Source organism: Dehalococcoidia bacterium (assembly GCA_035310145.1).
Taxonomy (GTDB): domain Bacteria; phylum Chloroflexota; class Dehalococcoidia; order CAUJGQ01; family CAUJGQ01; genus CALFMN01.
The window spans coordinates 48,980-73,809 of sequence record DATGEL010000049.1 but is presented as its reverse complement, the minus strand read 5'-3'; the positions used below and the strand labels follow the sequence as shown (position 1 = coordinate 73,809).

At 69.8% G+C, this 24,830-nt stretch carries 27 protein-coding genes; 13 read left to right on the top strand and 14 right to left on the bottom strand.

The window, feature by feature from the left end; translation table 11 throughout:
• Nucleotides 1-200 precede the first annotated feature (200 nt).
• The 5 genes from VKV26_10560 to VKV26_10540 all read left to right on the top strand — a co-directional run bounded on the left by VKV26_10560 (nucleotide 201) and on the right by VKV26_10540 (nucleotide 4,578).
• Complete coding sequence (locus tag VKV26_10560) at nucleotides 201-1,436, top strand: HAMP domain-containing protein (protein ID HLZ70336.1); 1,236 nt, start codon at nucleotides 201-203, stop codon at nucleotides 1,434-1,436.
• Nucleotides 1,437-1,671: 235 nt separating this feature from the next.
• The gene (locus VKV26_10555) at nucleotides 1,672-2,043 is read left to right on the top strand and encodes a hypothetical protein (protein HLZ70335.1); all 372 of its coding nucleotides are present in this window, start codon (nucleotides 1,672-1,674) and stop codon (nucleotides 2,041-2,043) included.
• A gap of 56 nt (nucleotides 2,044-2,099) precedes the next feature.
• Nucleotides 2,100-3,209, top strand: a complete 1,110-nt coding sequence (locus VKV26_10550; GenBank protein ID HLZ70334.1) for a hypothetical protein — start codon at nucleotides 2,100-2,102, stop codon at nucleotides 3,207-3,209.
• A gap of 72 nt (nucleotides 3,210-3,281) precedes the next feature.
• Complete coding sequence (locus tag VKV26_10545) at nucleotides 3,282-3,683, top strand: hypothetical protein (GenBank protein HLZ70333.1); 402 nt, start codon at nucleotides 3,282-3,284, stop codon at nucleotides 3,681-3,683.
• 100 nt (nucleotides 3,684-3,783) lie between these two features.
• Nucleotides 3,784-4,578: a DUF4388 domain-containing protein gene (locus VKV26_10540; protein ID HLZ70332.1), complete on the top strand. Its 795-nt coding sequence runs from the start codon at nucleotides 3,784-3,786 to the stop codon at nucleotides 4,576-4,578.
• A 19-nt stretch (nucleotides 4,579-4,597) separates the two neighbouring features.
• On the opposite strand, the gene VKV26_10535 is transcribed toward VKV26_10540, so the two are convergent.
• A complete protein-coding gene (locus tag VKV26_10535) occupies nucleotides 4,598-5,527 on the bottom strand; it encodes a hypothetical protein (GenBank protein ID HLZ70331.1) in 930 nt (309 codons plus the stop codon).
• 188 nt (nucleotides 5,528-5,715) lie between these two features.
• Between VKV26_10535 and VKV26_10530 the strand changes: the two genes are divergently transcribed.
• Both VKV26_10530 and VKV26_10525 read left to right on the top strand, forming a co-directional pair.
• The gene (locus tag VKV26_10530; protein HLZ70330.1) at nucleotides 5,716-7,131 is read left to right on the top strand and encodes a S41 family peptidase; all 1,416 of its coding nucleotides are present in this window, start codon (nucleotides 5,716-5,718) and stop codon (nucleotides 7,129-7,131) included.
• A 57-nt stretch (nucleotides 7,132-7,188) separates the two neighbouring features.
• Entirely contained in the window at nucleotides 7,189-7,443 is a 255-nt protein-coding gene (locus tag VKV26_10525) for a hypothetical protein (GenBank protein HLZ70329.1), read from the top strand.
• A 466-nt stretch (nucleotides 7,444-7,909) separates the two neighbouring features.
• Here VKV26_10525 and VKV26_10520 read toward each other — a convergent pair whose 3' ends face one another.
• The 3 genes from VKV26_10520 to VKV26_10510 all read right to left on the bottom strand — a co-directional run bounded on the left by VKV26_10520 (nucleotide 7,910) and on the right by VKV26_10510 (nucleotide 11,448).
• Nucleotides 7,910-8,401, bottom strand: coding sequence for a GNAT family N-acetyltransferase (locus VKV26_10520; protein ID HLZ70328.1), 492 nt, complete (start codon nucleotides 8,399-8,401; stop codon nucleotides 7,910-7,912).
• A 214-nt stretch (nucleotides 8,402-8,615) separates the two neighbouring features.
• Complete coding sequence (locus VKV26_10515) at nucleotides 8,616-9,941, bottom strand: hypothetical protein (protein HLZ70327.1); 1,326 nt, start codon at nucleotides 9,939-9,941, stop codon at nucleotides 8,616-8,618.
• 109 nt (nucleotides 9,942-10,050) lie between these two features.
• Entirely contained in the window at nucleotides 10,051-11,448 is a 1,398-nt protein-coding gene (locus VKV26_10510; GenBank protein HLZ70326.1) for a S41 family peptidase, read from the bottom strand.
• 361 nt (nucleotides 11,449-11,809) lie between these two features.
• Between VKV26_10510 and VKV26_10505 the strand changes: the two genes are divergently transcribed.
• Nucleotides 11,810-12,973, top strand: a complete 1,164-nt coding sequence (locus tag VKV26_10505) for an AI-2E family transporter (GenBank protein ID HLZ70325.1) — start codon at nucleotides 11,810-11,812, stop codon at nucleotides 12,971-12,973.
• A gap of 64 nt (nucleotides 12,974-13,037) precedes the next feature.
• The gene (locus tag VKV26_10500; protein ID HLZ70324.1) at nucleotides 13,038-13,964 is read left to right on the top strand and encodes an FAD:protein FMN transferase; all 927 of its coding nucleotides are present in this window, start codon (nucleotides 13,038-13,040) and stop codon (nucleotides 13,962-13,964) included.
• 5 nt (nucleotides 13,965-13,969) lie between these two features.
• On the opposite strand, the gene VKV26_10495 is transcribed toward VKV26_10500, so the two are convergent.
• The 3 genes from VKV26_10495 to VKV26_10485 all read right to left on the bottom strand — a co-directional run bounded on the left by VKV26_10495 (nucleotide 13,970) and on the right by VKV26_10485 (nucleotide 15,820).
• Nucleotides 13,970-15,157, bottom strand: a complete 1,188-nt coding sequence (locus VKV26_10495) for a ferric reductase-like transmembrane domain-containing protein (GenBank protein HLZ70323.1) — start codon at nucleotides 15,155-15,157, stop codon at nucleotides 13,970-13,972.
• Between the two features lie 35 nt (nucleotides 15,158-15,192).
• Nucleotides 15,193-15,498: a hypothetical protein gene (locus VKV26_10490; GenBank protein ID HLZ70322.1), complete on the bottom strand. Its 306-nt coding sequence runs from the start codon at nucleotides 15,496-15,498 to the stop codon at nucleotides 15,193-15,195.
• Nucleotides 15,499-15,598: 100 nt separating this feature from the next.
• The gene (locus tag VKV26_10485; protein ID HLZ70321.1) at nucleotides 15,599-15,820 is read right to left on the bottom strand and encodes a hypothetical protein; all 222 of its coding nucleotides are present in this window, start codon (nucleotides 15,818-15,820) and stop codon (nucleotides 15,599-15,601) included.
• On the opposite strand from VKV26_10485, the gene VKV26_10480 reads away from it, so the two are divergent.
• A complete protein-coding gene (locus VKV26_10480) occupies nucleotides 15,819-16,853 on the top strand; it encodes a BBE domain-containing protein (protein ID HLZ70320.1) in 1,035 nt (344 codons plus the stop codon). The genes VKV26_10485 and VKV26_10480 overlap by 2 nt on opposite strands.
• A gap of 48 nt (nucleotides 16,854-16,901) precedes the next feature.
• On the opposite strand, the gene VKV26_10475 is transcribed toward VKV26_10480, so the two are convergent.
• A complete protein-coding gene (locus VKV26_10475) occupies nucleotides 16,902-18,056 on the bottom strand; it encodes an exo-alpha-sialidase (protein HLZ70319.1) in 1,155 nt (384 codons plus the stop codon).
• A 254-nt stretch (nucleotides 18,057-18,310) separates the two neighbouring features.
• On the opposite strand from VKV26_10475, the gene VKV26_10470 reads away from it, so the two are divergent.
• Nucleotides 18,311-19,330, top strand: coding sequence for an SDR family oxidoreductase (locus VKV26_10470; GenBank protein ID HLZ70318.1), 1,020 nt, complete (start codon nucleotides 18,311-18,313; stop codon nucleotides 19,328-19,330).
• 40 nt (nucleotides 19,331-19,370) lie between these two features.
• Here VKV26_10470 and VKV26_10465 read toward each other — a convergent pair whose 3' ends face one another.
• From VKV26_10465 to VKV26_10440, 6 genes are all read right to left on the bottom strand, one after another.
• Nucleotides 19,371-20,957, bottom strand: coding sequence for a GMC family oxidoreductase N-terminal domain-containing protein (locus VKV26_10465; protein ID HLZ70317.1), 1,587 nt, complete (start codon nucleotides 20,955-20,957; stop codon nucleotides 19,371-19,373).
• A gap of 165 nt (nucleotides 20,958-21,122) precedes the next feature.
• Complete coding sequence (locus tag VKV26_10460) at nucleotides 21,123-22,028, bottom strand: hypothetical protein (GenBank protein ID HLZ70316.1); 906 nt, start codon at nucleotides 22,026-22,028, stop codon at nucleotides 21,123-21,125.
• Nucleotides 22,029-22,033: 5 nt separating this feature from the next.
• Complete coding sequence (locus tag VKV26_10455) at nucleotides 22,034-22,480, bottom strand: chromate resistance protein ChrB domain-containing protein (GenBank protein HLZ70315.1); 447 nt, start codon at nucleotides 22,478-22,480, stop codon at nucleotides 22,034-22,036.
• 50 nt (nucleotides 22,481-22,530) lie between these two features.
• Nucleotides 22,531-22,893 (bottom strand): hypothetical protein, encoded by a 363-nt coding sequence (locus tag VKV26_10450; protein HLZ70314.1) that lies wholly within the window; start codon nucleotides 22,891-22,893, stop codon nucleotides 22,531-22,533.
• 46 nt (nucleotides 22,894-22,939) lie between these two features.
• Nucleotides 22,940-23,359 carry a chromate resistance protein ChrB domain-containing protein gene (locus VKV26_10445; protein ID HLZ70313.1) on the bottom strand — a complete coding sequence of 140 codons (420 nt, stop codon included), beginning with the start codon at nucleotides 23,357-23,359 and terminating at the stop codon, nucleotides 22,940-22,942.
• Nucleotides 23,356-23,829 carry a Chromate resistance protein ChrB gene (locus VKV26_10440; protein HLZ70312.1) on the bottom strand — a complete coding sequence of 158 codons (474 nt, stop codon included), beginning with the start codon at nucleotides 23,827-23,829 and terminating at the stop codon, nucleotides 23,356-23,358. The genes VKV26_10445 and VKV26_10440 overlap by 4 nt, the downstream gene beginning before the upstream one ends.
• Nucleotides 23,830-23,955: 126 nt before the next feature.
• On the opposite strand from VKV26_10440, the gene VKV26_10435 reads away from it, so the two are divergent.
• Both VKV26_10435 and VKV26_10430 read left to right on the top strand, forming a co-directional pair.
• Nucleotides 23,956-24,186, top strand: coding sequence for a hypothetical protein (locus VKV26_10435; GenBank protein HLZ70311.1), 231 nt, complete (start codon nucleotides 23,956-23,958; stop codon nucleotides 24,184-24,186).
• Nucleotides 24,183-24,545 carry a hypothetical protein gene (locus VKV26_10430; GenBank protein HLZ70310.1) on the top strand — a complete coding sequence of 121 codons (363 nt, stop codon included), beginning with the start codon at nucleotides 24,183-24,185 and terminating at the stop codon, nucleotides 24,543-24,545. Before VKV26_10435 ends, VKV26_10430 begins: the two co-directional genes overlap by 4 nt.
• The last annotated feature ends 285 nt before the right edge of the window (nucleotides 24,546-24,830 follow it).

Genomic DNA, 24,830 nt, shown 5'->3' with positions numbered 1-24,830 from the left:
CGCGGGCGGCCGCCCGCGGCGTAGGGGATTCTCCCGATCTTTACCGACTTTTACCGCCGATCCCGTCGCACGGCGTACGGCGCGGGGTCGCGACCTGCCGATGATCTGCGCAGGGGCTGTGCCAGCAGCTCCGGGCCGCCGGCCGCGTGCTGTGCCGCGCGGCGGCGGCGCGCGCAGGTCGCGAGCGAGGGAGGTCGGCGATGGGTTCTCACACCCTGGCACGGTTCTTCGGCAATCTCACGATTCGCCGTAAATTGTTTCTGATCGCGGTGGTTGCCGCCGTGCCCACGGCCGTCCTCCTCTTCATCGTGCTCACGGGTCAGAGCGCCGACCTCAACCAGGCGCAGCAGGAACGGCGGGGAGTCGAGTTCACCGCGCCCGTGCAGCGCTTGTTGCAGGACGTGCAACTGCACCGCGATCTCGCCGCCACCTTGCTTGCCGGCGACCAGTCCTATGCCCAGCGCTTGCAGGACAGCGCTGCCGACGTGGACAAGGACATGAAGGCGGTTGATGCCGTCGACAAGCGCTACGGCGGCCGCTTCCACGCGCACGATCGCGTCAATACGATCAAGCAGAGCTGGCAGAGTCTCGGCGGCAATACGCCGAACCTGACGCAACAGGCCAGCTTCGATCAGCACACGGCGCTGATCAACGGCCAGATCATCCCGCTGATCTACGAAGTCGGCGATTCCTCCGGCCTGCTGCGCGATCCCAGGGCCGCCAGCAACCACATCGCCGCTGCCCTCGTGAACAACGTGCCGCAGACCACGGAAGCGCTCAGCGAGAGCCGCGCCTACGGCGCCGCCATCCTCGCCGGCGCGAGCGCTCACAAGCGCACGTTGGCGCTGGCCAGCGCCGAGCGCGACTTCCTGGTGGGCGAGACCGGCCAGGTGCAGTCCACTACCACGCTCACCACGCGCGAGCTGGACGCCGCCGTGAAGGCCGACCCGGCGCAGCGCGCCGCGCTCGGCGTGAAGATCCAGGCGGCCGACGGCGACAACGAGCAGTTCGTCGCCATCTCCAAGAGCTTGCTGCTCGACGGCACCAACCTGAGCGCGGACACCGAGTCCTTCTTCCGACAGGCGACCGATGCCATCAACTCGACCTTCGACCTCTCGGACACCTCGTCGGGTATCCTGCACGACTTGCTGAACAGCCGGGTCAGCCAGACCAACACCGCGCGGCTCTTCTCCTTTGGCGTCGCCGCCGGCGGCATCAGCCTCGTCACGGTCTTGATCCTGTTCGTGGTGCTCAGCATCACGCAGCGCGTCGCGCGATTGGTCTCCGCCGCCGACCGCATCAGCCTGGGCGACCTCAACGCGGAGGTGAACATCGAGGGGAACGATGAGCTCGGAGAGCTGGCGCAGTCCTTCGAACGCATGCAATCGAGCCTGCAGGCCGCGATCGACCGGCTGCGCACGCGGCGCGCATCGTAGCCGGCGGTAGGGCGACGAGGGTTATGGAGTTCGCCCCCGTGGGCGAGGGCCGTGCGGACGCGCGGCGCCTCGCCCGCTGGAGCATCGGGAGCATGCCGCCGGCTGGCGAGAGGCAGACGGAAGGCAATGCCGGACCGTCGCCCCTGTGCTCCGGCCGAAAATGATGCGATTCTGATCAGTGAGAGCGACAGATGATGGGGGCGCCGCTGCAGGCGACGCCGGGGAAAGGGCGAGCGTGGACGCGGATCGCGATGACACCGCCGAGCGCCTGGCCGGCAGCCTCAGCCGGATTCCAGGGGTGGAGGCGGTACAGATCTGTTCACGAGAAGGCGTGTTGTTGGGCGCGTCGCGGGTCGAGCCCGGACGCGAGGCGTTCCTCGCCGCCTTCGTCGCGCGGCAGGCAGAGAGCTTCGGCGACGGCGACTTACGCGGCTTCGGTGGCCGGCTCGCCAACGACCAACTGGAGCGGATCGTGCTCGCCGGAGATCGCCGCGAGGCCGTGATCGTCCGCTACGAGCAAAACTACGTTTGGCTGTCGCTGGCGCCGGGCACGTCCGCGGACGCGCTAAGCCCCACCATTCACCAGTCGTTGCTGCGCTTCCGCTGAGCGCGTTGGCCGGCGGCGCGAGTCACCACGGCGCGCCGGCCCAAGGAGCAGACCAGATGATCTTTCCGAAAGAGGCGGCGGTCTACGAGAACCTGAACACGTCGTTTACAATCTTTCCGGAGCTGATCGCGGATCTGCTGACGCAGCGCCTGACCGGCTACGTGCAACTGCGCTACCCCGCGTACGAGGGCACCGTCTTTTTAGACCGCGGCGTGGTGCTGAACGCGGTCGGGCGGCCCGGCACGCGCGTGGTCACCGGCGTCGATGCCTTGCGTGACATCGAGGAGCGCGCGGCCGAACGCGGCGGCGGCATCAACGTCTACACCCTCGCGCCGGGAGTCGCCACGATGCTCGCGGCGATCGTCGACAGCGAAGTGCTTTACCGGGATCTCTCGTCGAGCTTCACCAGCCTCGACCGCTTGATCGCCAAGCTGCGCACGGAAGGGCACACGGGTTACATCGAGATCGCCGGGCCGGACGGCGGCGAGTTCGGCTTCATCTTCCTCAGCGAAGGCGAGCCGGTTGAAGGCGTGCTCAGCGCCAACGGGCACTCGCAGACGGGCGCCGCGGTCGTGCCGAGCCTCGTGGCGGCCATCGCCGATATGGAAGCAACCTTCCATGTCTACCGCGCGGTGGCGCCGCCGGCCACCGACCAGGCCGACACCGACCTTGCAGCCGTGCCCGGCATGGACGAGACCGATGCACCCGGCGAGCCGGTGGGGTCCGCGGCGCCCGTCGCGGGCAACGGGTGGGCCGCGCCGCTGGCCGAGGAAGCCGGCGAGCGGCAGGAGTTGATCGAGCTCTGGCAGGAGCTGCTGAGCCGCGTGGAGCTGGTGGTCGATCAGGTCGGCGGCAGGGGCGCCTTCGCCACCGCCTTCCGGCGGGCGCTCGTGGCGCAGGCGTCGCGGTTTCCCTTCCTCGACCCATTCGCCGCGGAGTTCGAATATAGCAGCGGCACGGTGGAGCTGCACGGCCGGCCAGAGCCCGATCTGAGCCTCGGCCTGGGCACGTGCCTGCGCGAGACAATCGCGGGCCTGGTGCGCCAGTTGAAGCGGACCGATCTGGAAACGCAGCTCCGCGCGGCGTTGGTGGAGACGGTGGCCCGCAGCACCGCGGCGATCGAGCGCTACGATTTGCGGGCAACGCTGGCCGAGTACTTGTCGTAGGCGGTTGGTTCGTACGATTCTCCATGCTGGCGGAGCGAGGTGGTGCAGAAGGGGCTCGCGCGGATCGGAGCGGTGATCGGGGTCGACGGCTGCTTCGTCTGCGACAGCGCGGGCGAAGTGGTCGAAAGCTCCAATCCTGCGCCGCTGGCCACCGGCACGATGAACACCATCGGCCGCCAGGTGGTTCAGAGTCAGCTTGCCTTCGAATCCGCCGGCTATCCCCTCTCCCGCATGGAGTTCGTCTTCGCTTCCTGGCGTCTGCTGACCCGCGATCTGGGCAGCGGCCAGCTCTTCATTCTCTGCGACCCGCGCGCCGACATCGCCATCGTGCGGCTCACGGCCGACATCGTGATCGCCGGCTGGAAGGCGGACAAGGGCGTGATGAAGAAGCTGGCGCCGCGGGCGCCGCGCGACTTGCTGAAGCGTGAGCACATGGATGAGGTCTCGTGGCGTCTGCTGAACCAGGGAACGTGACATCACCCGTAGCGCCGGGGCCGCGCTACGTACCGTATGCTGTGTGCACGCCGCGCGAGGCGCGCCCTGCGCCCGGCTGCCGGAATCACCGAGGTGAACCGTGGCCGATGTTCTGACGGGCAGCGTCGCTCAACTGCCGCTGCTGGATATCCTCAAGATGCTCACCGCCGGGCGCCAGACGGGCCGCCTGGAGCTGGCCGAGGGCATCGACGTGGGCGGCATCTACCTGCGCGACGGCGCCGTGGTGCACGCCGTCGCCGGGCCGCGCACTGGCGAGCCCGCGATCTACACCATGCTCGACTGGGTGCAGGCCGCCTTCCGTTTCGAGCCGCGCGTGGCCGCCCGCGAAGACTCGGTCACGCGCCCCACGGAGGTGCTGCTGCAGGAGTGCGCCCGCGAGACGTCCGAGCGCGACGCTATCCGCCAGGTGATCCCCTCGGTGGACGTGGTGCTGGCCGTGTCGCCGGTTGCGCCCGCCGGCCCGGTCACGTTGCAGCCGCAGGAGTGGCAGGCGCTGGCGCAGGTCAATGGCGAGCGCAGCGTGGCCGATATCGCCGCGATCCTGCGGCAGGACGAGTTTGCCACGCTGCGCCTGCTCTACCGCCTCGCCTCCGACGGGCTGCTGGAGACGGTGCGCCAGAACCGGCCGGTGCCGATCCGCGCGACGGTGCGCGCCGACTTCTTCGATCAGCTGGTCCGCGAGGTCACCGAGGCGCTCGGCCCGATCGGCCCGATCATCGTGGACGACGAGATCGGCGTGCTGGGCGGCAACCGCGACGCCTTCCCTCGCGACCAGGTGGCTCACCTGGTCGAGCGCATCAGCGGCGAAATCCGCGACGCGCACCGCCGCCTGCGCTTCCAGGAGCACATGCTGGACGCGATGCGCGGGCTGTAGGCGCGGCACGCCGCCGCGCCTATTTCGGCGGCGCCGCGAGATCGGTTGAGACGACCTCGACGTGCAGCAACCGCTGCCCCGTGCTCGCTCCCTCGCGCACGTAGAGAAAGCCTTGCCAGCCGCCTTCGGTGGGCACGCTCCAGCGGCTCCAGGCCAGCGGTCCTTCGCTGCCGCAGTCGATCATCGACCAGCCGGCGGCGCTGAGCTGCCCGGCGTAGGCCGCATGAAGATCCGTCACGCTCACTTGCGTGTCGGCGACGGCGGCATCCGAACTCCAGAAGCCCGGCCCGCCGCGGCCGCCGTAGAGTTGCACGGCGACGTTGGACGGAGGTGTGAGCGACGGCAGCAGGGCCGCGCCCGGCGGCAACGGTGGGGCGACAACGCTGAACCCGCACGGACCGGGCGCGCTGGTGAAGATGTTGATGCGCACGTCCGTCGGCTGGCCCTCCCGCGCGAAGGCGTTGAGGTTGAGCGCCGGTCCACTGGCGCCCTGGCAGTACGTCTGGCTGCGCGATACGAAGGGCACGAAGCCGCCCATCGGCGGCCCCTGAACCGGCGCCGGCGTCCAGCCGAGCTCGCCGAGCGCCTGGCGATAAAAGTCCAGCACGCCGGCCGGAGCGTCGGCAGCATCCAGCACCACGTCGAAGGTCTTGCCGCCCGCCGGCGCCGGGCGCACCACGCTGCCGATCAGCCGGCTGCCCTCCGGCAGCGGCAAGTGCAGCGGCAGATCGTCCGGCAGGCTGCCGGGGAGCAGTTGCGCCTGGCCGGCCGGCGCGCCCGGGAGCGGCGGCGGAGAGAGCTCGCGCTCGGCCAGCTCGCGCAGCAGGGCGGGATCCTCGGGGGCGGGCGTCTGCTGCGCCAGCAGCCGGCCAGACGTGCCGGCCGATCGGGTGATGACACCGCCCGCGACGAGCAGGAGGATGGCACTCACAATCGTGGCACGCTGCATGGCCCTCTCCTGAATAGTCTGTACAGCGACACGATACCCGGCGGCGCCATCATGCGGCGACCTTCGACGGATGACGTATGGAGACGGAGCCGTGACGCCGATGGGACCACCTCCGCCGCCCCGGTTGACACGCCCCTGCAATCCCGGCCACGCTGGGCTGCGCGAGATCCCGTCCTGGAGCCGGAGCGATGTCCCTGCACTTGCGTGACCGACGATGGCTGGCGATCGCCGGGGCGCCGCTGCTGCTCACCGCGTTGCTCCTGGGCAACGCGGCATCGTTTGCCGCACCGCCCGCCGCGGCCGCTGCGTCGGGCGCGGCCGTTGCCGCCCGTACCGAGGGCAAGGTCGGCCTGGTACGCGAGGCGTTCAGCGCGATCTACAACCATTACTTCGACCCGGTGGGCGCGGCGGATCTGCTCGACGCCGCCTGGCGGGGCGCCACGAACGCGGCCGCGTCGGCGGGCAACGGAGCGCCGCCGCCAGGGCCCGATCTCTCCGGCGCCGCCGTCGAGGCGTACACCCGCTTCGCCGCCGCCTACACCGAGCTGGAGGCCGCCACGCCGATCGATGCCACCGAGCTGGCCTACGCTGCCATCCGCGGCATGACGGAGTTCATCGGCAACTGCCACACCTACTTCCTGCCGCCGATCCAGGCCGCGGCGCAGCGTGCCGCGGAGACTGGCGACGAGCTGATCGGCATGGGCTTCCGCCGCGCCTACACGCCAGCGCCGTGGACCGTCACCTACATCGTCCCCGGCGGTCCGGCCGAGGCGGCGGGCCTGCGCGCCGGCGATACGATCCTTGCCTACGACGGCGACAGCAGCACGAACGCGCCGACGGCGCGCTCCGCCCGCGCCGAGGGCGAGTCAGTGATGCTGACCATCCTGCGCCCCGGCGAGGATGGGCCGCGTGTGCTGCCCGTGGTAGTCGGCCGTTACCGCTTCCCGCGGCTTGAGTCGCGCGTGATCGACGGCAGCGCCGGCAAGATCGGCTATCTGCGCTTCTTCACCTGGGAACGCGGCCAGGCGCAGGCGGAGGCGATCCGCGCGGCGATCGCGGAGTTCGAGGCGCAGGGCGTGGTCGGCTGGGTGATCGACGTGCGCGCCAACGGCGGCGGCTACGCCGGCCCGATCGCCGAGCTGTTCGCGCCATCGGGCGTGCTCTTTCGCGAGGTGACACGCGGCGGCACCAGCTATGCCCTCTCCGCCGGCGGCAACGCTCTTGCTCCACTGCGGCCGATCGCCTTCCTGATCGGGCCGGGCAGCGGCTCGGCCTCGGAGATCGTCCCGGAGGCGTTGCGCGAGGCGGGCACGGCCGTGCTGGTGGGCGGACACACGCAGGGCTGCATGGCCGGCACCACGGAGACGCTGCTCTCCGACGGCTCCTCGATCTGGGTGACCGCGGTGCACGTGCTGATCGGCGGCGGCGAACGGGATCTGGAAGGCGTCGGCGTTGATCCCGACATTCCCGCGCCGCGCAGCGCCGACGATCTTGCTGCCGGCCGCGATCCCGCCCTCGACGCTGCCGTCGCCTATCTGCAGCGGGCCAGCGCGGCCGGTGTCCCCGCACCCGCCCTCGTGCCGGCGCTCGCCGGCGTTCGCTGAGGGCTGCCGTCCATGTCTGCCGGATCCGATGCCGCGGAGGTGATGGAGCCGCGCGGCGTGACCGCTCGCATCGCCGGGCCGCTGCCGGCGGACCGCTACCACGGCGCCGCGGTGTTACGCACCCGGCCGCATCCACTTGCGGGAGAGGCGGCGCTGCAGCTCGGCGTGCCCGACGATGCGCTCGGCTTCCGTCCCCGGCTCAACATCAGCTACCACATCGCCATCGAAGAAGACGGGTGCGAATTCGTCAGCCGCGCCGTGTGGCTGGAACGGGTGCAAAGCTCCTGGTGGTTCGTGCTTGATATGGAATAGGGAACAGGGAATAGGGAACAGGGAACTGGGAAATGAAGGAGTCTGGGCTCAAGGGTGGTTATCGATTGTGTTGGCAATCACCCGCGAGCGCATTGATGTGACCATTTGTCCGACTTCGGCCGCTGATGCGAAGGCTCTTTCGGCTTCTTGCTCACTGAAATATCCAATACGAACAGCGAACAAGAGACAGGTCCAGTTTCGTTGAGGGAGCCATGCGCGAGTGAGAGGAAGTGCGTATACTCTCTACGCGATGCCCGCGAATTGCCTTCGGCAATGTTTGTAGCCACAGAGACGGCAGCCCGCGTCGTTTGCGCTGTCAGACCGTATTGCTCGCTCCGCGGAAAGTGGTGCACCAGGCCGTAGATCTGTTCGATCAAATTCATGGCCCGCTGCTACACCACCAGACCCTGATGCGAGCGCACCACGCCAGCGTGACTGCGCTCGCCCATGCTCCGCAAGCCTCCTGCTATTCCCTATTCCCTACAAGAGCCATGCGCGTCATTTCGACGGCGAAGCCCAGGCTCGACCAGAAGGCGGCGGCGCGGCTGTTGCGGCGGAGCACGGAGAGGCGGATTTCACGCACGCCGTGGCGGCGGAACTCGGCCAGCATCGCCTCTGCCAGAGCACGGCCGGCGCCGTCGCGCCGCGCCTCCGGCACGATATAGAACTCGTCCACGTAGCCGTCGGTGATGTCCTGGCGGTACCAGTGCGGGCCGACGATGAACACGCAGAAGCCGATGCGCCGGCCAGCGCGCTCCGCCCACCAGAAGTGACGCCCGCCCGGCTCATGCAGCAGACGGCGATACTGTTCGCGCGAGAACGGGTCGGGGAAGTCGTTGAAGGTCTCCAGCTCCTGCCAGTAGCGCGCAAACCAGTCGAGGAACTCCTCGAACTCTTCCGACGCCACCGGCCGCACCTGCAATCCGGCGCCAACCGAGGCCGGCTCGCTCATCGTCATCGTCCTTCGTCCTTCGTCCTTCCGGGGGCAGCGGCGGGTGGCCTCACCCCCGACCCCTCTCCATGCACTCCATGCAATGGAGAGGGGGGCTTCAAGGCGGTGCTTCAGAAGAAGGCCGGGGAGCCACTTCGCCTCCGCTTCAGCCTGGACACTGCGCCCAGCTCTCCCCGTCGTGTTGGGGCGCGGAGATGAACCAGGGGATGGGGGCAGGGCCTCAGTCCTTGCGCCCCGCGCTCGCGGCCGGCGCAGGCGGGTTGGGGGAGTCGGGCGTCCTTGTCGTCAGCACGTCGGGCACGGCGCCCTTCTGATACGCCGCGTCGACGATCTGCGCGAAATCGTTGACCTGCTGCGCCGTGAAATCGCCCGCCGGCCCCGTGGTGTAGACCGTCAGCACCACGCGGCCGTGCGTCCACATCGCCCGCCACGACTCGCGCGGCAGGCCGTCGGTCAGCGTGTAGCTCTCGTGGTAGATCCGGTTCATCTCGCCGAGCGGCTGCGGCAGGCCGTAGGTGTCCACGGTGCTGTGCGGCTGATGATCCGGATCCAGCACGTTCGCCTGGGCGCCGGCCGCATCGGCGCTGAGCGCCAGGCGCACGTGCCAGACATCGCCGCTGTCGCCCTGGAGGGTGAAGTAGACCCGTTCGGCTTCCGTGACCCGCTTCCAGGCGCCGACGATGCGGTTGTAGGCCGCGTGCGGGTCGCCGGCCTCGAGCAGCAGATCGGCGTTGGTGACGATGCTGCGCGCCTGCGCCATGAAGCCGAATGGACTCTGATCGACGCTGGGCAGGCGGAAGTAGAGGGCGTACATCGCCTCCTCTTGATATGCGTCGGAGCCGACCACGGGCAACGTCGCCTGCCCGCCGAGCGCGACCGCCTGCACCCCGGCGGCGTGGCGATCGGCGGCCTGCGCGAAGGGCACGGCCTGGTCGACCGTCTCGGTCTTGTCATAAATCACCATGATCATGCCGAAGACCAGCCGGCCGCGCCGCCAGAAGATCGCCTCAAAGCCCGTGTCGAGACCGGAGCTCGTCGAGGTGCTGACCACGTGCACGGCGCCGGACTCATCGCCAAGCCGTAGCGGCAGCGGCGGGTTGTCGGAATGGATGCGGCCGGATTGCGGCACATCGAGGTTGTCGTGGAAGGCGGCGGATGCCTGCCGGTCGCCGGCATAGAGTTCGACGTTGAAGTCGAAGAGGCGAACCGGGGTCGCCTCGTCCGGGCCGATCACCTGCTCGACCGCGGCGAGAAAGCCGCCTCGCTGGATCGCCTTCAGCGCGTCGAGCGAATCCGACAGCGTTTCGCCCAGGTCAAAGGCGCGTGAGGCCGGAGTCGCCGCGGACTGATCGAGGATCTGAAATCCCGGCAGCAGGTCGGCCTGCTGCAACTGATACGGCAGCAGGCTGAGCAGCGCTTCATCCGCACCCGGCGCGCCGGAGGGGATGGCCTGCAGCGGTGCGGCGGCGGCGCGCGGCTGCCGCGCGCCGCCGAGCAGCAACGTCAGCACGACGATGCCGGCGGTCAGGCGGGCAACACGGGGCATGCTCTTCTCCTCTACGCCTTCGTGCCGGCGTCCAAACGCGGGCGGCAGACGTGCCGGCTCAGCTGCAGCGCCGCGTCGCGGCGGGCGCGATGGACAGCCTGATTGCGGCTCACTGGCCGGCCTGCGCCAACAACACTTGCGCGGCGCGGTCCATCTGCGGATCCTGGCCGGCGGCCAACTCTTCCGGCGACCACACGACCGTCTCGTCCGGGGTGATGCCGACGCCGTTCAGATCGAGCTGATCGTTGCCGATCAGGATATGCTCGACTTCGACCTGCAGACCGGAGCCGTCCGAGAGCGTATGCAGAATGGCGCTGCCGATGCAGCCGGCCGAGCGCTCGCCGATCAGGTAGGCGCGGCGGTTGTCCTGCAGAGCGCCAGGCAGGATGTCGGCGGCTGACGCGCTGTAGTTCTCGATCAGCACTACCATCGGCAACTGCTCTGGCAGGGTGGCGTTCGCGTCGGCCATCACCGGCACGCGGGCGCCGCCGCGGTCGATCGAGGTGGCGATCAGCCCCTGGGGCATAAACAGGCTGGCGATCGCGGCCATCGTGTGCGCGTCGCCGCCGGGGCTGGTGCGCAGGTCGAGCACCCAGCCCACGACGCCTTGTTGCTGGAAGCCGGTGATCGCCTGGCGGATGGCGTCGATCATCCCGGCGCCCTGGGTGAAATCGTCCCACTGGATCACGCCGATGCCGCCGGGCAGCACCCGTGTGCGGACGAAGGGCAGCACGGTTTCTTCGGGCACGATGGTCAGCGCGATCGGCTGCTCTACGCCGGGGCGCTGTACGGTGATGTCCACCGCCTGGCCGGCGTTGGCGCGGAAGATGCGGCGGCGGATGCCGGGATCGCCCTGGCCGTTGCTGCTGAGCAGCGTATCGCCGGGCAGCAGCCCAGCCTTCGCCGCGGCGCCGTCGGGATAGACGCGGTAGACGAGGTTGTTGATGCGGCCGGCGATGAAGCCGACGTCCGTGGTGAGCTGATGGCGCTCGACACCGTCCGCGCTGGCGTTGTTGTCCGGCGGCAGGAAGGCGGTGTGGCAACTGTTGCGCGCGTTCGCCATCTGGTTGATCGCGCCGTAGGCGAGATCGCTTGGTTTCGCCTTACCCGACGAGACGGCGGTGCCGACGGCGCCCCGGTAGGCGTCGGCGAACGCCTGCCAGTCGCTGTCCACGACCCCGGTCAGAGCGGGGCTGCCGAGTGGGTTGAGGCCCGCGCTGGTGAGGGCCATGTTTATGCCATCCCAGGCGTCCCCGAGCACCACGTCGGAGCGCAGCGGCTGGTCGAAGCCACCATAGAGCGCGTCGAAGGCTTCACGTACCACGTCGAGCTTGTCGCTGGCCGTCTGGTCGACCACGGCCGGCCCGGCCGGCGCCGCCGGCGCTGCCAGGGCCGCCCGCGTTCCCAGTGCACGCGTCAGCGGCGCCGTTCCGAAGCTGCCTGCCAGCAGGGCGATGAGCACCAACAGCAGGGCCAGTGCCCCGCGTCTACCCGCCTGAAGCCGCATCCGCCGCCTCCTGTTCCTCCCGCCGCGACCGCCGTGCACCCGTACCGTCACCGCTGCATGGGCGGCAAAACAGGGCTGGCGCGCAGCGGCGCAGGCCCGGCGTCGCCGGGGTCCGCGCCGCGTAGATCTCCCATGTAGCCCGACGAGGTGTCGGCGCGCTCCGAATAGCTTGACACAGGCGCGCGACTCAGGGCTAGCCCGGAGCCGTGGCCGCGGCGTGCTCTGTTCCAGCCGCGCTCGTGCCCAACCGGGATGCCACGCGCCGCCACGCCGCTCCGCCCTGTCGCGCCTCTCCCGACGCAGAAGATTGCTTGCGAAACCAGGAAGAGCGCGGCAGAATTGCGGCGCCGGAGGTGGACCGGTGGCCGAGCAGCGTACGCGGCGCAGCATTCGCATCGCCATGGTGGCCGGCGCTCTGCTGCTCGCCGGCTGGTTGCTGTACCTCGCGCGCGGCGCCCTGCCTCCGTTCATTCTCGGCGCGATCTTCGTGATCGCCTTTGCGCCCGCCGTGGATCGGATGGCCGCCGGTTTCCCCTTCCGCGAGGGCCATCCCGACCTGGCGCTCTCGTGCAGCGTCGGCCTGCTCTACCTGGCATTCATCGCCGTGGTGCTGGCGGCGGGGGCGGTCTGGGGTCCGCAGATCTTCGACGAGGGCAAGAGTTTCGCCAACGACCTGCCCACGCTCGCCACCCGCGCGCAACACGAGCTGCAAGACAACAACGGCTGGTACCAGCAGAACGTTCCGCCCGAGATTCGTGATCAGCTTGAGAAGAACATCGACAAGCTTGCCGGCAAGGCCGGCGATTACGCGCAGCAGGTGGCCGGCCGCACGATCAACTTCGCGACCGCTGGCCTGACGACGATGATCAGCTACATCGTCGTGCCGTTCTGGGCGTTCTACGTGCTCAAAGACCGCGAGCGGGCCTCCAACGCCTTTGTCGCCCTCTTTCCGGAACGCGTGCGGCCCGACGTGCAGTACCTGGTGGCGAACGCGCGCGCCGTCTTCGGCTCATACGTGCGGGCGCAACTGCTGCTCAGCGTGCTCACCGCCGTTGTCACGGCGATCGGTCTGCGCTGGTTCGGCGTGCGCTTCTCGCTGGCGCTGGGCATCGTCGCCGGCGTCGCCAACTTGATCCCGGTGATCGGACCGATGCTGGGCGGGGCGCCGGCCCTGATCGTCGTCCTCGCCACTCACCCCGGCCTGCGCGTGCTCTGGGTCTTCCTCTTCCTCTTTGGCACACAGGAGCTGAAGGACTTCATCGTCGTGCCGCGCATCCAGGGCCGCGCGGTGCGCCTGCACCCGGCGGTCATCCTCGTGCTGATCGTGATTGGCGGGCGTCTGGCCGGGTTCTGGGGCTTGCTGCTGGTGGTACCGGTGGCGGCGGTGCTGCGCGACTCGTATGTGTACATCTATCACCGCCTGGGCGATCAGCCGGCGCTGCTGCTGCCCGAGACGGGCGAGCCGCGCCCGCTTGCGCCCCTGGAGCATGAGCCGCCGGCGCGAGCGTCCGGCGGTTCCGGCTGAAGCCCAGACGCTCCCGCGCCGGGATCCCTCGGCCTCGCCCGCCGGTGTGAGAAGCGGTTCCTCGATGCAGCGGCACGCGTTCTTCGCGATGAACACCGAGATCGAGCTGCTGGCCGACACGCGCGACGGCGGCCGGGCTGCCGGCCTCTTTGCAGAAGCCGAGGCGCTGTTACACCGCCATGAGGCGACGCTCACCGGCTTCTCTGAGCACAGTGAGCTGGCGGCGTTGAATCGCGCCGCGGGGCAGTCCTTTGCCGCCTCGCCGCTGCTGTTTACGACGGTCGGGGCCGCCCTGCACGCCGCCGCACGGACGGGTGGTCTATTCGAGCCCGCCGTGCTCGATGCGCTGCGCGCCGCCGGCTACGATCGCAGCTTCGCCGTGCTGCCGTACAGCGCCCCGCGCACGCCGCCCGCCGCGCCCGGGCCGATCCTTGGCGCCTTCCGCCACGTGGAACTTGCGCCGCGCGGCCGCACGATCACGCGCCCCGCCGGCATGCACCTGGATCTCGGCGGCATCGGCAAGGGGCTGGCCGTGGCCGCGGCGCTGAGCCTGCTGCGGCCGCTCGGCAACGCGCTGGCGAATGCCGGCGGCGACCTGCGTGCGTCCGGACGCCTGGCCGATGGCGACTGGCTCGCGGGTGTGCAGCACCCGTTTGAGCCGGGGCGGGATATCGCCACGGTCGCCGTGCGCGACGCCGCGCTCGCGACATCGTCGATCATGCGGCGGCGCTGGCGGCGCGACGGCGTGGAACGGCATCACCTGATCGACCCGCGCACCGGCGCCAGCGCTGCCACCGACCTCGCCGCCGCGACCGTGCTGGCGCGAACCGCGGCCGAGGCCGACGTGCTGGCGAAAACGGCACTGCTGCTGGGCCGCACCGCCGGTCGGGCCTTCGTCGAGCGCGAAGGGGCGCTCTGTCTGCTCGTGGGGCGCGACGGGGCGATCGAGCTCTCGCCCGGTTTTCCGGCCATCGGCGGCGGCGGCGCGTAAGCGCGCTATTCGCCGGCGGGGCCGACGACTGCATCGAGCGTGCCCCAGAGCTGCGAACCCTCGCTGCGGGTGAAGACGCCGCGCAGACGCAGCAGCTTGCCGGCGTAGTCGCCCGTGCCCTGGCAGTCGATGCTGAAGCCGTTCGGATCGAGCTGCATCACCTGGCCATTGCACAGCGGCGCGCCATTGCCGTCGCTGAGGCTGGCCGGGCCGGCGTACCCCGTCGAACCGTCGCCACCGGCGGCCGGTTGCACCTGCATCGCCAGCGTTACACCACGCTCGCCGGTGCCATCCAGGCGCACCAGCAGCGTCGCGCGGCGGCCGGTGGAGACGCTGCCGCTGAACGTGTCGTGGAAGCCGGCCGGCGCCTTTGCCGCGAACGTGGGCGCCGTGGCCTGACCGGCTGCCGTGTGCTCGCCGCCCAGCCAGCGGAACGGCCCCACGGCCGCGCCGAGGAAGAGCAGGAAGACGGCGCCCAGCGTGCTGACGCCGAACAGCACGGCCCGCAGGTGCAGCGCCGCGCGCGCCGCCTCGGCCTCGGCCGGCGCGACTCCCCTCAGCCGCGCCGTGAGCACGCCGAGCGCCCTTCGGTTCCAGACGATGATGCGGTGCAGCAACAGCAGGGCAACGACGGCGGCCGTCGCGAGATATAGGGCCTGCGTCCAGAGCTGCCGGCTGTCCGTGCCGGTGAAGACGCCGTGCGCCAGCGCGCCCAGGTACGTCAGGAACGTGAGGTAATGCAGCGCCCGCCAGGCGCGGTAGCCGATCAGCCGCCGCGCCGGGAAGCTGAGCAGCAACAGCAGCAGCAGGTAGGCCGCGATCTGACCGGCGGCCGTCCAGGCCGCCGCATAGGGCGAAGCAAACGGCACCAGCAACTGCACCGCGGAGAAGCCGATGAAGGTGTCGCCCAGCAGCGCCGCCACGTGCACGACGACGAACAGCATAGCCAGCAGGGAGAGAAAGCCGTGCAGATCCGTCACACGCCAGCGGGCCACCAGGCGGTCGAAGGCTTTCGTGCGAATCGCCAGACCGAGCGCCACGGTGACGAAGAGCAACAGGTAGGCGACGAGGCCCGTGGCGCGCGAGAGATACCAGGGCACGTTCACGCCCGCGGCGTCGCCGCCCGCGCCGGCCGCCAGCGCCGGCACCGGCAGCAACGCGAGCCCGCCTGCTGCCAGGGCAAGAGGGAGCACCTGAGCTCGCCGTCGCATCGCCGGCATGCGCCCGCTCACGACGCCCGCGTGCGTGTGATCGGCCGCGGGCGCGGCGCCGGCGCGACCGGCAGTTGCGGCGCCGATGACCCTGCCGGCAGGCGGATGGACGGGCTGAAATCACCCGGTTGCGGCAGCACGCCGGCCGGGCCGGCGACAGCAGCCGGGGACGGTGGACCGGCCGCGGGCGCAGCGGCCGGCGTGCTGCTGGCGCGTGTCGGTGTCTGGGCGCGCAGCAGGCCGAAGCAGCCCAGCGTTGCCAGCAGCGCAGCACCGGCGATCGAGACCTTCAGGCGCGGGTTGCGAAACAGCCGTCGATCCATCCGCTCCGCTTTCTTGGCCGCGCGAACACCTCGATCACGCGCGGCGTGCCCGGATGGGTTCAGCGTACGCGGCGAACCTGAAATCAGGCTGAAGCAGCCGTTAACAGATTCCCAAATGTGGAACGTTGGGCAGGCGATCCGCTTCGCCCGCGCTAACGCCCTGCCCATCGCCGTGCGCGGCGGCGGCCACAGCACTGCCGGTTCCTCCGCGATCGACGGCGGCCTCGTGATCGATCTCACGCAGATGAAGGGCATCGCCGTCGACGCGGCCGGCCGCAGCGCCTGGGCGCAGCCCGGCCTCAACCTGGGCGAACTGATTCATGCGACCGAGGCGCAAGGGCTCGTCGTGCCCGTGGGCACCGCGTCCGAACACGGGCATCGCCGGGCTCACGCTGGGCGGCGGCATGGGCTGGCTCACGGCCAAGCTCGGCCTGACCGTGGACAATGTGCTCGGCTTCGAAGTCGTGCTGGCCAATGGCGAGGTCGTGCGTGCCGGCGAAACCGCACACCCGGATCTCTTCTGGGCGCTGCGCGGCGGCAGCGGCAACTTCGGGGTGGTCACCGGCTTCCACCACCGCCTGAGCGAAGTCGGCACGGTGCTGGGCGGCATGGTCGTCTACCCCTTCGCCCAGGCGCGCGAGGTGCTGCGCTTCTACCACCACTACACGCTGCACACGACCGACGACGTGACCGCCTACGCCGGCCTTCTGAGCACGCCGGACGGCCAGCCCGCCGTTGCCATCGCCGTCTGCGCCACGGGCCCGACGGAACGGGCGCAGCGCATGGTCGAGGCGGTGCGCCGCTTCGGCTCGCCGCTGATGGACCTGATCCAGCCGCTCAGCTACGAGCAGATGGTGGGGCTGCTGGACCCGGCCTCGCCCCCCGGCTTCAACTACTACGTCAAGGCGAACGCGCTGCCGTGGCTGAGCGGCGCCTCGATCGACGCGATCGTCGAATGCGGCGCCGCGCGGCCCTCACCGCGCTCGGCGGTGGTGATCCAGCACTTCCACGGCGCGGCCGCCCGCATGCCGGTCACGGCCACGGCCTTCTCGCAGCGCCATGCGCACTTCGACGTGATGCACATCGCCGGCTGGACGGATGAAGAGGACGGCGAACCCAGCATCGGCTGGGTGCGCGCCGGCATCGCGGCGACGCAGCGGTTCGCCGAAGAAGGGATCTACGTCAACTTTCTCGGCGCGGGCGAGAGCGAGGAGCGCATCCGCGCCTCCTACGGCCCGAACTACGAGCGGCTTGCGGAGATCAAGCGCCGCTACGACCCGGAGAACCTCTTCCAGCGCAACCCCAACGTGCGCCCGGCCCGCCCGGCCCGCCCGGACGCCGTGGCGGCGGCGTAGTGGCGTAGGAGGCCAACGGGGCGGCCATGCGGCCGCCCCGTTTCGCGCTCACAGCACCGCGCAGGTAACCGACAGGATCGGCGGCAGCGTTCCCGGCAGCCGCTGCCAGCAGTCGCCGCCGTCCGCGCTGGCGTAGACTTCACCGTTGGTCGTGCCGACGTAGACGCCCTCGGGCTCGAGGCCGTCGGTGTCGAGCCCCTCGCGGTAGGCGCTCTGGTAATCGTGCGGGCCGGGCAGGCCGCGCGTCAGCGGCTCCCAGCTCTTGCCGCCGTCGCCGGTGCGCCAGACCGCGAACTGCCCCCGCACCACGCGGAAGTTGTCCGCGCCGTACTCGATGGGGACGACGTACACGGCATCGGGCGCGCGCCGGCTGATGGCGATGGGGAAGCCGTGGAACGAGGGCAGGCCGTGCGTCACATCTTCCCAGCCCTTGCCCCGGCAGTCGGAGCGAAAGACGCCGACGTGCGACTGTCCCCAGAGGCGGTCCGGGTCCTTCGGATCGATCTTGAACTTGTGGAACTCGTCCATCGCCGCCGGGTCCACGTCCGGCGGCAGCTCCGGCTGCGGGAACGACTCGGCGACCTCGGCGAGAAACTGCTTCGCCGCCGGCGTGGTGACGACGATGCCGTGGGAGCACAGCTCCCAGCTCTCGCCGCCGTCTTCGCTGATGTACGTGCCGCCGGAGCTGATCGACGCGTAGATTCGGTTGGCGTCGCGCGGATCGACCTGGATCGAGTGCAGTGACGAGTCTCCTACGTTGCCGGTTGGCCCCCAGAAGGCGCGGAACCTGTGGCGCGTCAGCCCGTCGACCGGTGCCCAGGACTCACCCCAGTCTTCGCTGCGGAAGAGGGCGCCGGGCTGCGTGCCGGCGTAAACCACGCCCGGCTGGCTTGGGTGCCCCGGCTCGACGTGCCAGACGTTGGCGATGGAGAGGCCCATATCCTGCGGGAAGGCGAGGCCGGGGCAGCGCTGCTCCCACGTCATGCCGCCGTCGTCGCTGCGGGCAACGGACGGCCCCCAGGCCCAGTGGTTGGCCGCCGCGTAGAGCCGCTGCCGGCCCTCCCGTGTGTCGGCGGCCAGGTGATTGATCTGCCAGCCGGGCATCTGCGGCTCGGAGATCGACCAGCACTGCCTGGCCGCATCCGAACGGTAGATGAAGGCGCCTTTGCGTGTGCCGACCAGCAGTTGAACGGACTGATTCATTGCTGTCTCCCTGTCACGCTGCTCTACTCGCCAATGTGATCGATGTTACACCATCTCAGCACGTATGTTCTCTTCGAATTATGTGCATTCTCACGTGGCGGGCGAAGTCGGCGGCCGTTGCGGCCCCGGCGCGACAGCGGGCTCACTCGCCGGGCCAATGGCGCATCGACCCGGCGTGCGCGATGGTGAGAATGCCCCCGCGCTGCGCGACGCCGCCCCGCACGCTCCGCAGAACACTGGTGGACTCGACGATGATGCACCGCGGCAACCGACACGAGGTGGTGATGATCACGGGCGCTTCGGCCGGCGTCGGCCGGGCGACGGCCCGGCGCTTCGCGCGTGAAGGTGCGTCGATCGGCCTGATCGCGCGCGGCAGCACCGGGCTCGACGGTGCATGCCGCGATGTTAAAGACGCGGGTGGTCGAGCGCTGCCGCTCGAAACCGATGTCTCGGACGCCCTGGCAGTCGAGGCCGCGGCGGTGAATCTGGAAGCCGCGTTCGGGCCCGTCGACATCTGGGTGAACGACGCAATGACTTCCGTCTTCTCCCCGGTGAAGGAGATGACGCCGGACGATTTCAAGCGCGTCACGGAAGTGACGTACCTGGGCTTCGTCTACGGCACGCTGGCGGCACTGCAGCGCATGCTGCCGCGCGACCGCGGGCACATCGTGCAGGTGGGTTCGGCGCTGGCCTACCGAGGCATTCCTTTGCAGGCGGCCTACTGCGCCAGCAAGCACGCGATTCAGGGCTTCACCGAATCACTGCGCTGCGAGTTGCTGCACGACAAGAGCAACGTCAGGCTGACCATGGTGCAGATGCCTGCGCTCAACACCCCGCAGTTTGGCCCGTCGAAGAGCCGCATGCCGCGCAGGGCGCAGCCGGTGCCGCCGATCTATCAACCGGAGGTCGCGGCCGAAGCCATCTACTGGGCGGCTCACCACGACCGTCCCGAGCTTTGGGTCGGGCGTTCAACCGTGCAGGCGATCCAGGGGAACAAGATTGCGCCCCGGCTGCTTGACCACTATCTCGCCCGCACGGGATTCGAGTCGCAGCAGACGCCGGAGCCGGCCGACCCCGGCCGCTCCAACAATCTCTATGCGCCTCTGGATGGCCCGCGGGGCGCAGACCACGGCGCCCACGGCGCCTTCGACGACCGCGCCCTCGGCCGCAGCCCGGAGCTGTGGGCCACCACGCACCGCGGCCTGCTCACGGCGGCCGCCGGCGGTGTCGCGGCGCTTGCCCTCGGCGCCGTCGCGGCGAAGCGCCGACACTGAGCGGCAGCGCGGCTCCGGTTCAATCCGGCATCACGCGGGTCTAGGCCGGCGCCGCGGCCAGCCCGCCCACGGCCTGCGGCTGCTCCGCCTTCATCCAATCCGCCACGCGCTCGCCGATCATCATGCAGGTGAGATTCGTGTTGCAGCGCACGATGTTGGGCATGACGGAGGCGTCCACCACGCGCAGGTTTTCAACCCCGCGCACGCGGCAACGTGGATCGACCACGGCGTTGGCATCGCTCTCCGGGCCCATCGGCGCCGTGCTCACCGGGTGGAAGGTCGTGCCCACCGTCATACGCACGTATTCCGACAGCGCCTCGTTCGAGGCGACGGCCTCGTCGCTGAGCAGGGCGACGCGCTCCACGAACGGCGCCAGCTCGGGCGACGTGACGACCTGGTAGCCGAGCCGCACGCCTTCCACCATGCGGCGCATATCCTCGCCCTGCGCGTCGCTGCAGAAGTTGAGGTCGACCTTCGGTTGCTCGTGCGGGTCGCGGCTCGCCAGCGTCAGCCGCCCACGCGAGAGCGGTCGCTGCAGCGAGGCGCCGGCGCCGACCACGATCTGGGCCCCGACCATCGCCATCGCTTCGGCGCCGGCAAGCTCCAGTACGTCGAACTGGCTGCCGAAGTAGAGCTGCATGTCGTTGAACACGTCGGAGCCGGGCGCGGTGTAGCGCAGCATCACCTGGATGAAGGGATTGGACCGGTCGCACACGCCCGGCCGCGGCAGGCCGAAGACGAAGGCCAGCGGGTGGTCGTTGAGCCGCGTGCCCACGGGCGCATCGACCAGCGGCTCGATGCCCAGCGCCCGCAGATCCGCCGCCGGCCCGATGCCCGAGCGCAGGAGAATCGCCGGCGAGGCGACGGCGCCCGCCGAGAGCGTGATGCGCCGGCCGAAGACCTGCTGCCGCACGCCGCCGCACTCCAGCTCGACGCCGATCGCGCGCTTGCCCTCGAACAGCACGCGGTCGACGAGGCAGTTCGGCTTGATCGTCAGGTTGATGCGGTGCCGCGCCGGCGCCAGATAGCCGATCGCCGCCGACATGCGCACGAAGTTGCGCTGGTTCTGCGGAATGATGCCGGCGCCGGTCGAGTCGGGGTGGTTGTGGTCCGTCACCTCGGGAAAGCCGAGCCGGCGGAGGACGTTGAAGTAGGCCTGCTGCGGCGGGCGCAGCTCTCCCGGCTTCCAGCGGCGGATGGGGATTGGGCCGCCCGTGCCGTGCAGGTCGCCGTGCTCGTCCTCGTCGTCTTCGAGCTTGCGGAAGTAGGGCAGCACGTCCTGCCAGCTCCAGCCGTCGTTGCCCCAGGCGGCCCACTCGTCGTAGTCGGCGGGCACGCCGCGCAGCGCGACCGTGGCGTTGACGGCCGAGGAGCCGCCCGTGACCTTGCCGCGCGGGTAGGTGATCGGCCGGCCGGGCACGGCGTCGGCCATGAAGCCCCAGTCGTGCGCCTGCACGGACATGTTGCGGCCGTCGATCAGGTCCTGCGGCGTCTCTTCGACGCTGGCGAAATCCGGCCCGGCTTCGAGCAGCAGGACGCTGCGGCCGGGGTCTTCGGAGAGCCGCGAAGCGAGCACCGAGCCGGAGGAGCCGGCCCCCACGATCACGTCGTCGTATATGAGCGCCATCGCCACGCCTCCTGAGCACAGGCATCCCGACGAAGGGCAGACGTTGCATTCTACATCGGCTGTCAAGACGGGAGTGAGGTGCAAGCAACGAGACCGGCCGGCACTGTGCCATCGCAGCGCACGCGACATGGCGGGGCGCAGGCGTGGCATCGGCATACCCGCTTCTCAGGCCGCGCTCCGACCTTCGATCAGTTCGAGAGCGCCGCCTCGCTGGGGCATAAAGACGTAGAGCCGGTCGGGCGGCACGATCGCCGTTGTTCCCGCCCGGGCCTCTGTCTCCGTGCTCCAGCGCACACCAGTGGCCGGATCGATCGTTACCACGACTCCCGGCGCCTTGACGGCCACATGCACGAGGCCGCTGCTCGGATTGAAGAACGTGACATCGGGTGGTCCCGGCAGCGGCCAGCGGCCGTGTACGCTGCCATCAACGACGCTCAGGTCCACCAGCTCCCCGGCGTCGCAGGCCACGAACAGCCGCTCTCCCCGCTCGTCGAGGTCGAGGCCGTGAGCCCCGTCCACCGGCAGCTCCCAGCAGCTCTCCGTGGCGAAGCCGTCGAGCCGCACCGCAAGCACCTGGGATGGTCTCTGAATCGCGCAGTACACCCGTGCCTCCGCCCGATCGACGACGCACCAGCGGGGGCTGCCCGGCAACGCGAGCGTCTCCATAGCGCCGCGCTCGAGATCGATGGCCTGCAGCGCCGGCGCCTGGCTTTCGTCGCCCAGGCAGGCAGCGATCGCCAACCTCCGCCGCGGCGCAAGCGCGATGCCGTTCGGGCGCGCGGCCGTGGGGTAGCTGCCGCCGATCGCCAGCGTGCGCGCGTCGATCGCCGTGACGCTGGCGCCGCCGCGGTTGCTTACCAACACGGCGCCGCCGGCGGCTGCCACGCCCGCTGCCTCAGGGAAGCCGGCGAGGGTCCGTTCATGGCGCCCGGCGGCGTGATCGAGCACCGCCACGCCGCCGGCGGAGGTATGCGCCAGGAAAATCCGTCCGCTCGCCGGCTCAAACGCCCCATGGTCGAAGCGGTTGTCGGGTCCGCCGGGAATGGCGATGAACCGTCCTTGTCGCAGCATCTCTCTCACCGTTGTGACGTGGCGCCCGACGCGACCTGGCTCTGGCACCACGCGTACAATGCGTCGTAGACCGGCAGCTCCGCGGTGAGCTGCTCGTGGTCGTCCTGATACGCCAGCCGAAAGCCGGCGGCGATGGCGACGAGGCCGCGCGACTCGGGCGTGAGGTCGCGGGCATCGGTATCCGCGCCGCGCACGATCAGCGCGAGGCGCTGGAGGGCCGGATCGTTCAGCTGGTACTTGCGCATGATGGCGTCGAAACTGCATTCGGCGCCGTGATGGCCTAGCTCCGCGTTGGCGATGTCGTACGGAGTTGCGTCTTCCCGCTCCGCCACCGCCAGGACCTGATCGGCCGGGACATAAAGAAACTCGGCGTCGCGATCGACGAACCGCTGGATCAGCCAGGGGCAGGCAACGCGATCCACCATTGGCCGCGCACGGGTTACCCACTTCATTGCGCTCTCCTTCGGCGAAATTGGCCGGCTGCACGGGCCGGCTACATAGGTCAGAGGACAAACAGATCCAGTCCTGTCGCCACCGCGCCAGCGATCACGGCGAGTCCCACTACACGGGCGGCCGGCTCGCTCCGGTCCCAAACACCGCCGAACAGCAACGCCGTCAGCAGGAAGGCGACCACGCCGCTGCCGGCATCAGCCCAGCTCAGGCCGATCAAGGGCGCGTCGACGTTGAAGCCGCGGCCGTTCGTGACATGCAGCACCAGGTTCCAGCCGAGAAAACCGCACAGGGTCGACGCGCCCACGAGAAGGTAGCGCCAGCGCGCCCGCGCCCAGGGCCAGAGGCTCGACACCAGGACGCCGAGCACGCCGGCGATCGTCGCCCAGAGAATGATGTCCGAGACCGCGAACACCGGCGTTTCCCTTCACGTCACGGCGCCGGCCTGGCCATGGGAGCACCTACGGTCGGCCCGCCGTCGCGCTGCAGTAGGCGTACAGCCCATCGAAGAGCACCGCGCTGAGCGCCAACACCTCCTCGTCGCTCCGTACCAGTTGCAAACCGCGCATCAGCATGTCCAGGCCGGCCGCCTCCGGCGCGTCGTAGCGCTCGTCGCCCAGGTCAGCCTCGTGCACGATGCGAGCGATGGCCGTCAGCCCGGGATCCTGCAATTGGTAGTGGCGCAGAATCGTCTCGAACGAGCAGTCGCCGTCGTGGTGGGAGAGCACGGCGCCGCGCATGTCGAACGGCGTCGCGTCCGCGGGCAGCTCGTCGGGATCCTGGATGAAGATGAACCGCGCCTCCTGGTCAAGGAAGCGGCGAATCAGCCAGGCGCAGGCCGCGCGGTCGATGTGACAGCAAGCGCGTGTCGCCCATTTCATCTCCGCACCTCGATCTCCACCGCCAGCGCCTCGACCGCGTCCCTCGCCGCCGCCTGACCCGGCGCCGGGAAGTAGTCGCGCGCGGCGATCCGCCGAAACTCACGCCGCAGGCGGCCCAGTGTGCGGCGCCGCGACGAGACCGGCTCCGTTGCCGCCGCCCGGGCCGCGGCGATCAGCGCCCGGTACTCGGCGTCGAGCTCGGCGTTCATGCTGCCGATCAGCGTCCGCTCCTGGGCGGCGCCGGCCGGTGAGCCCAGCCAGAGCGACGCCTCGCCGCCGGCCTCCAGCACCTCGTCCGCCAGCCACTCGAACTGCTCGCGCGTGCGCGCGTCGAGCGGCAGGCCAACCAGCCCGTCGAGGATCTGCACGGCGCCCAGCCGCCGCAGTTTGCGCCAGAGCGTGATGCGCGGCGTCGAGGGTTCCCGTGGCAGCCGGTAGGCGAGCAAGACCCAGCGAGCGGAACGGTCCATGGGAAGACGGTACGCGCTCTGAATAGAAAATGCAACCGTGGTTACAGATTTACAAGCGTTCGCGGCCGGCCCACAGCCCACGCCGGCGGGCCGGTACAGGGCCGTGGCGCCTGCTATCATGGGTCCATGTCGACGAATGAGCAGCGGCAGCTTACGGCGCAGGCGCTCGACCTCTATGAGCGCTTCGGCAAGCCGCTCGAGGCCGAACACAGCGGGGAGTATGTCTCGATCGCGCCGGACGGCAGAGTGGCGCTTGCGCCGACGCTGCATGCGACGATGGTCGATGGCGCGGCACGCTTTGGGCCGGGCAACTATGTCTTCAAGGTTGGAGATCTCGTCGCGGGCAAGTGGAGGTGAACGGCGGCAGGATCACAAGCCGGCGTGTCCCTTACATTCCCATCACGGTTGAAATCCCTGAGCTCAGCATCGTGCTTGCATTCGAAGCGCTCGTTGACACCGGTTTCACGAGCGAGATTGTGCTGCCCGCCGATTCAATCACCGCGCGTGCATCGGTCCTCGAGCGACTTACGCTCGAATTGGCCGATGGCTCACGCGTAACGGCGCCCACCTATCTCGGAGTAGTCCGCATCGGCCATCGCAGCGTCAGTCCTGGCACGATCTTCATCCGCGGCGACGAAGTGATCGTGGGGCTCGGCAGCGTCACGCAGTTCCGCGTGGTCATTGATCACGAAGAGAGCATCAGCTTCTCGCCGTAATACGCGGGGCTGGGTCGGTTTGCAGGCGCCAGACACCCGGCAGGGTCTACCCGTCCCCCTCCACGCCGACGGTGCGCGTTGCTGCCGCGGCGTCGGTGTGTGCCATCAGCTGCGCGGCGATCAGGTGTGAGTAGAGGCCGTCCCGGGCCAGCAGCGGCGCATGCTGCGTCTGCCGCGCCGCCTGCAGGCGGACCGCAGAGCCACAAGCTTGATCAGGCTCGCGGTCCAGGCACGCAGCGGCCGGCCGGCGCCGATTCCGCCCACCTGAAATGTCGATTCATTCTG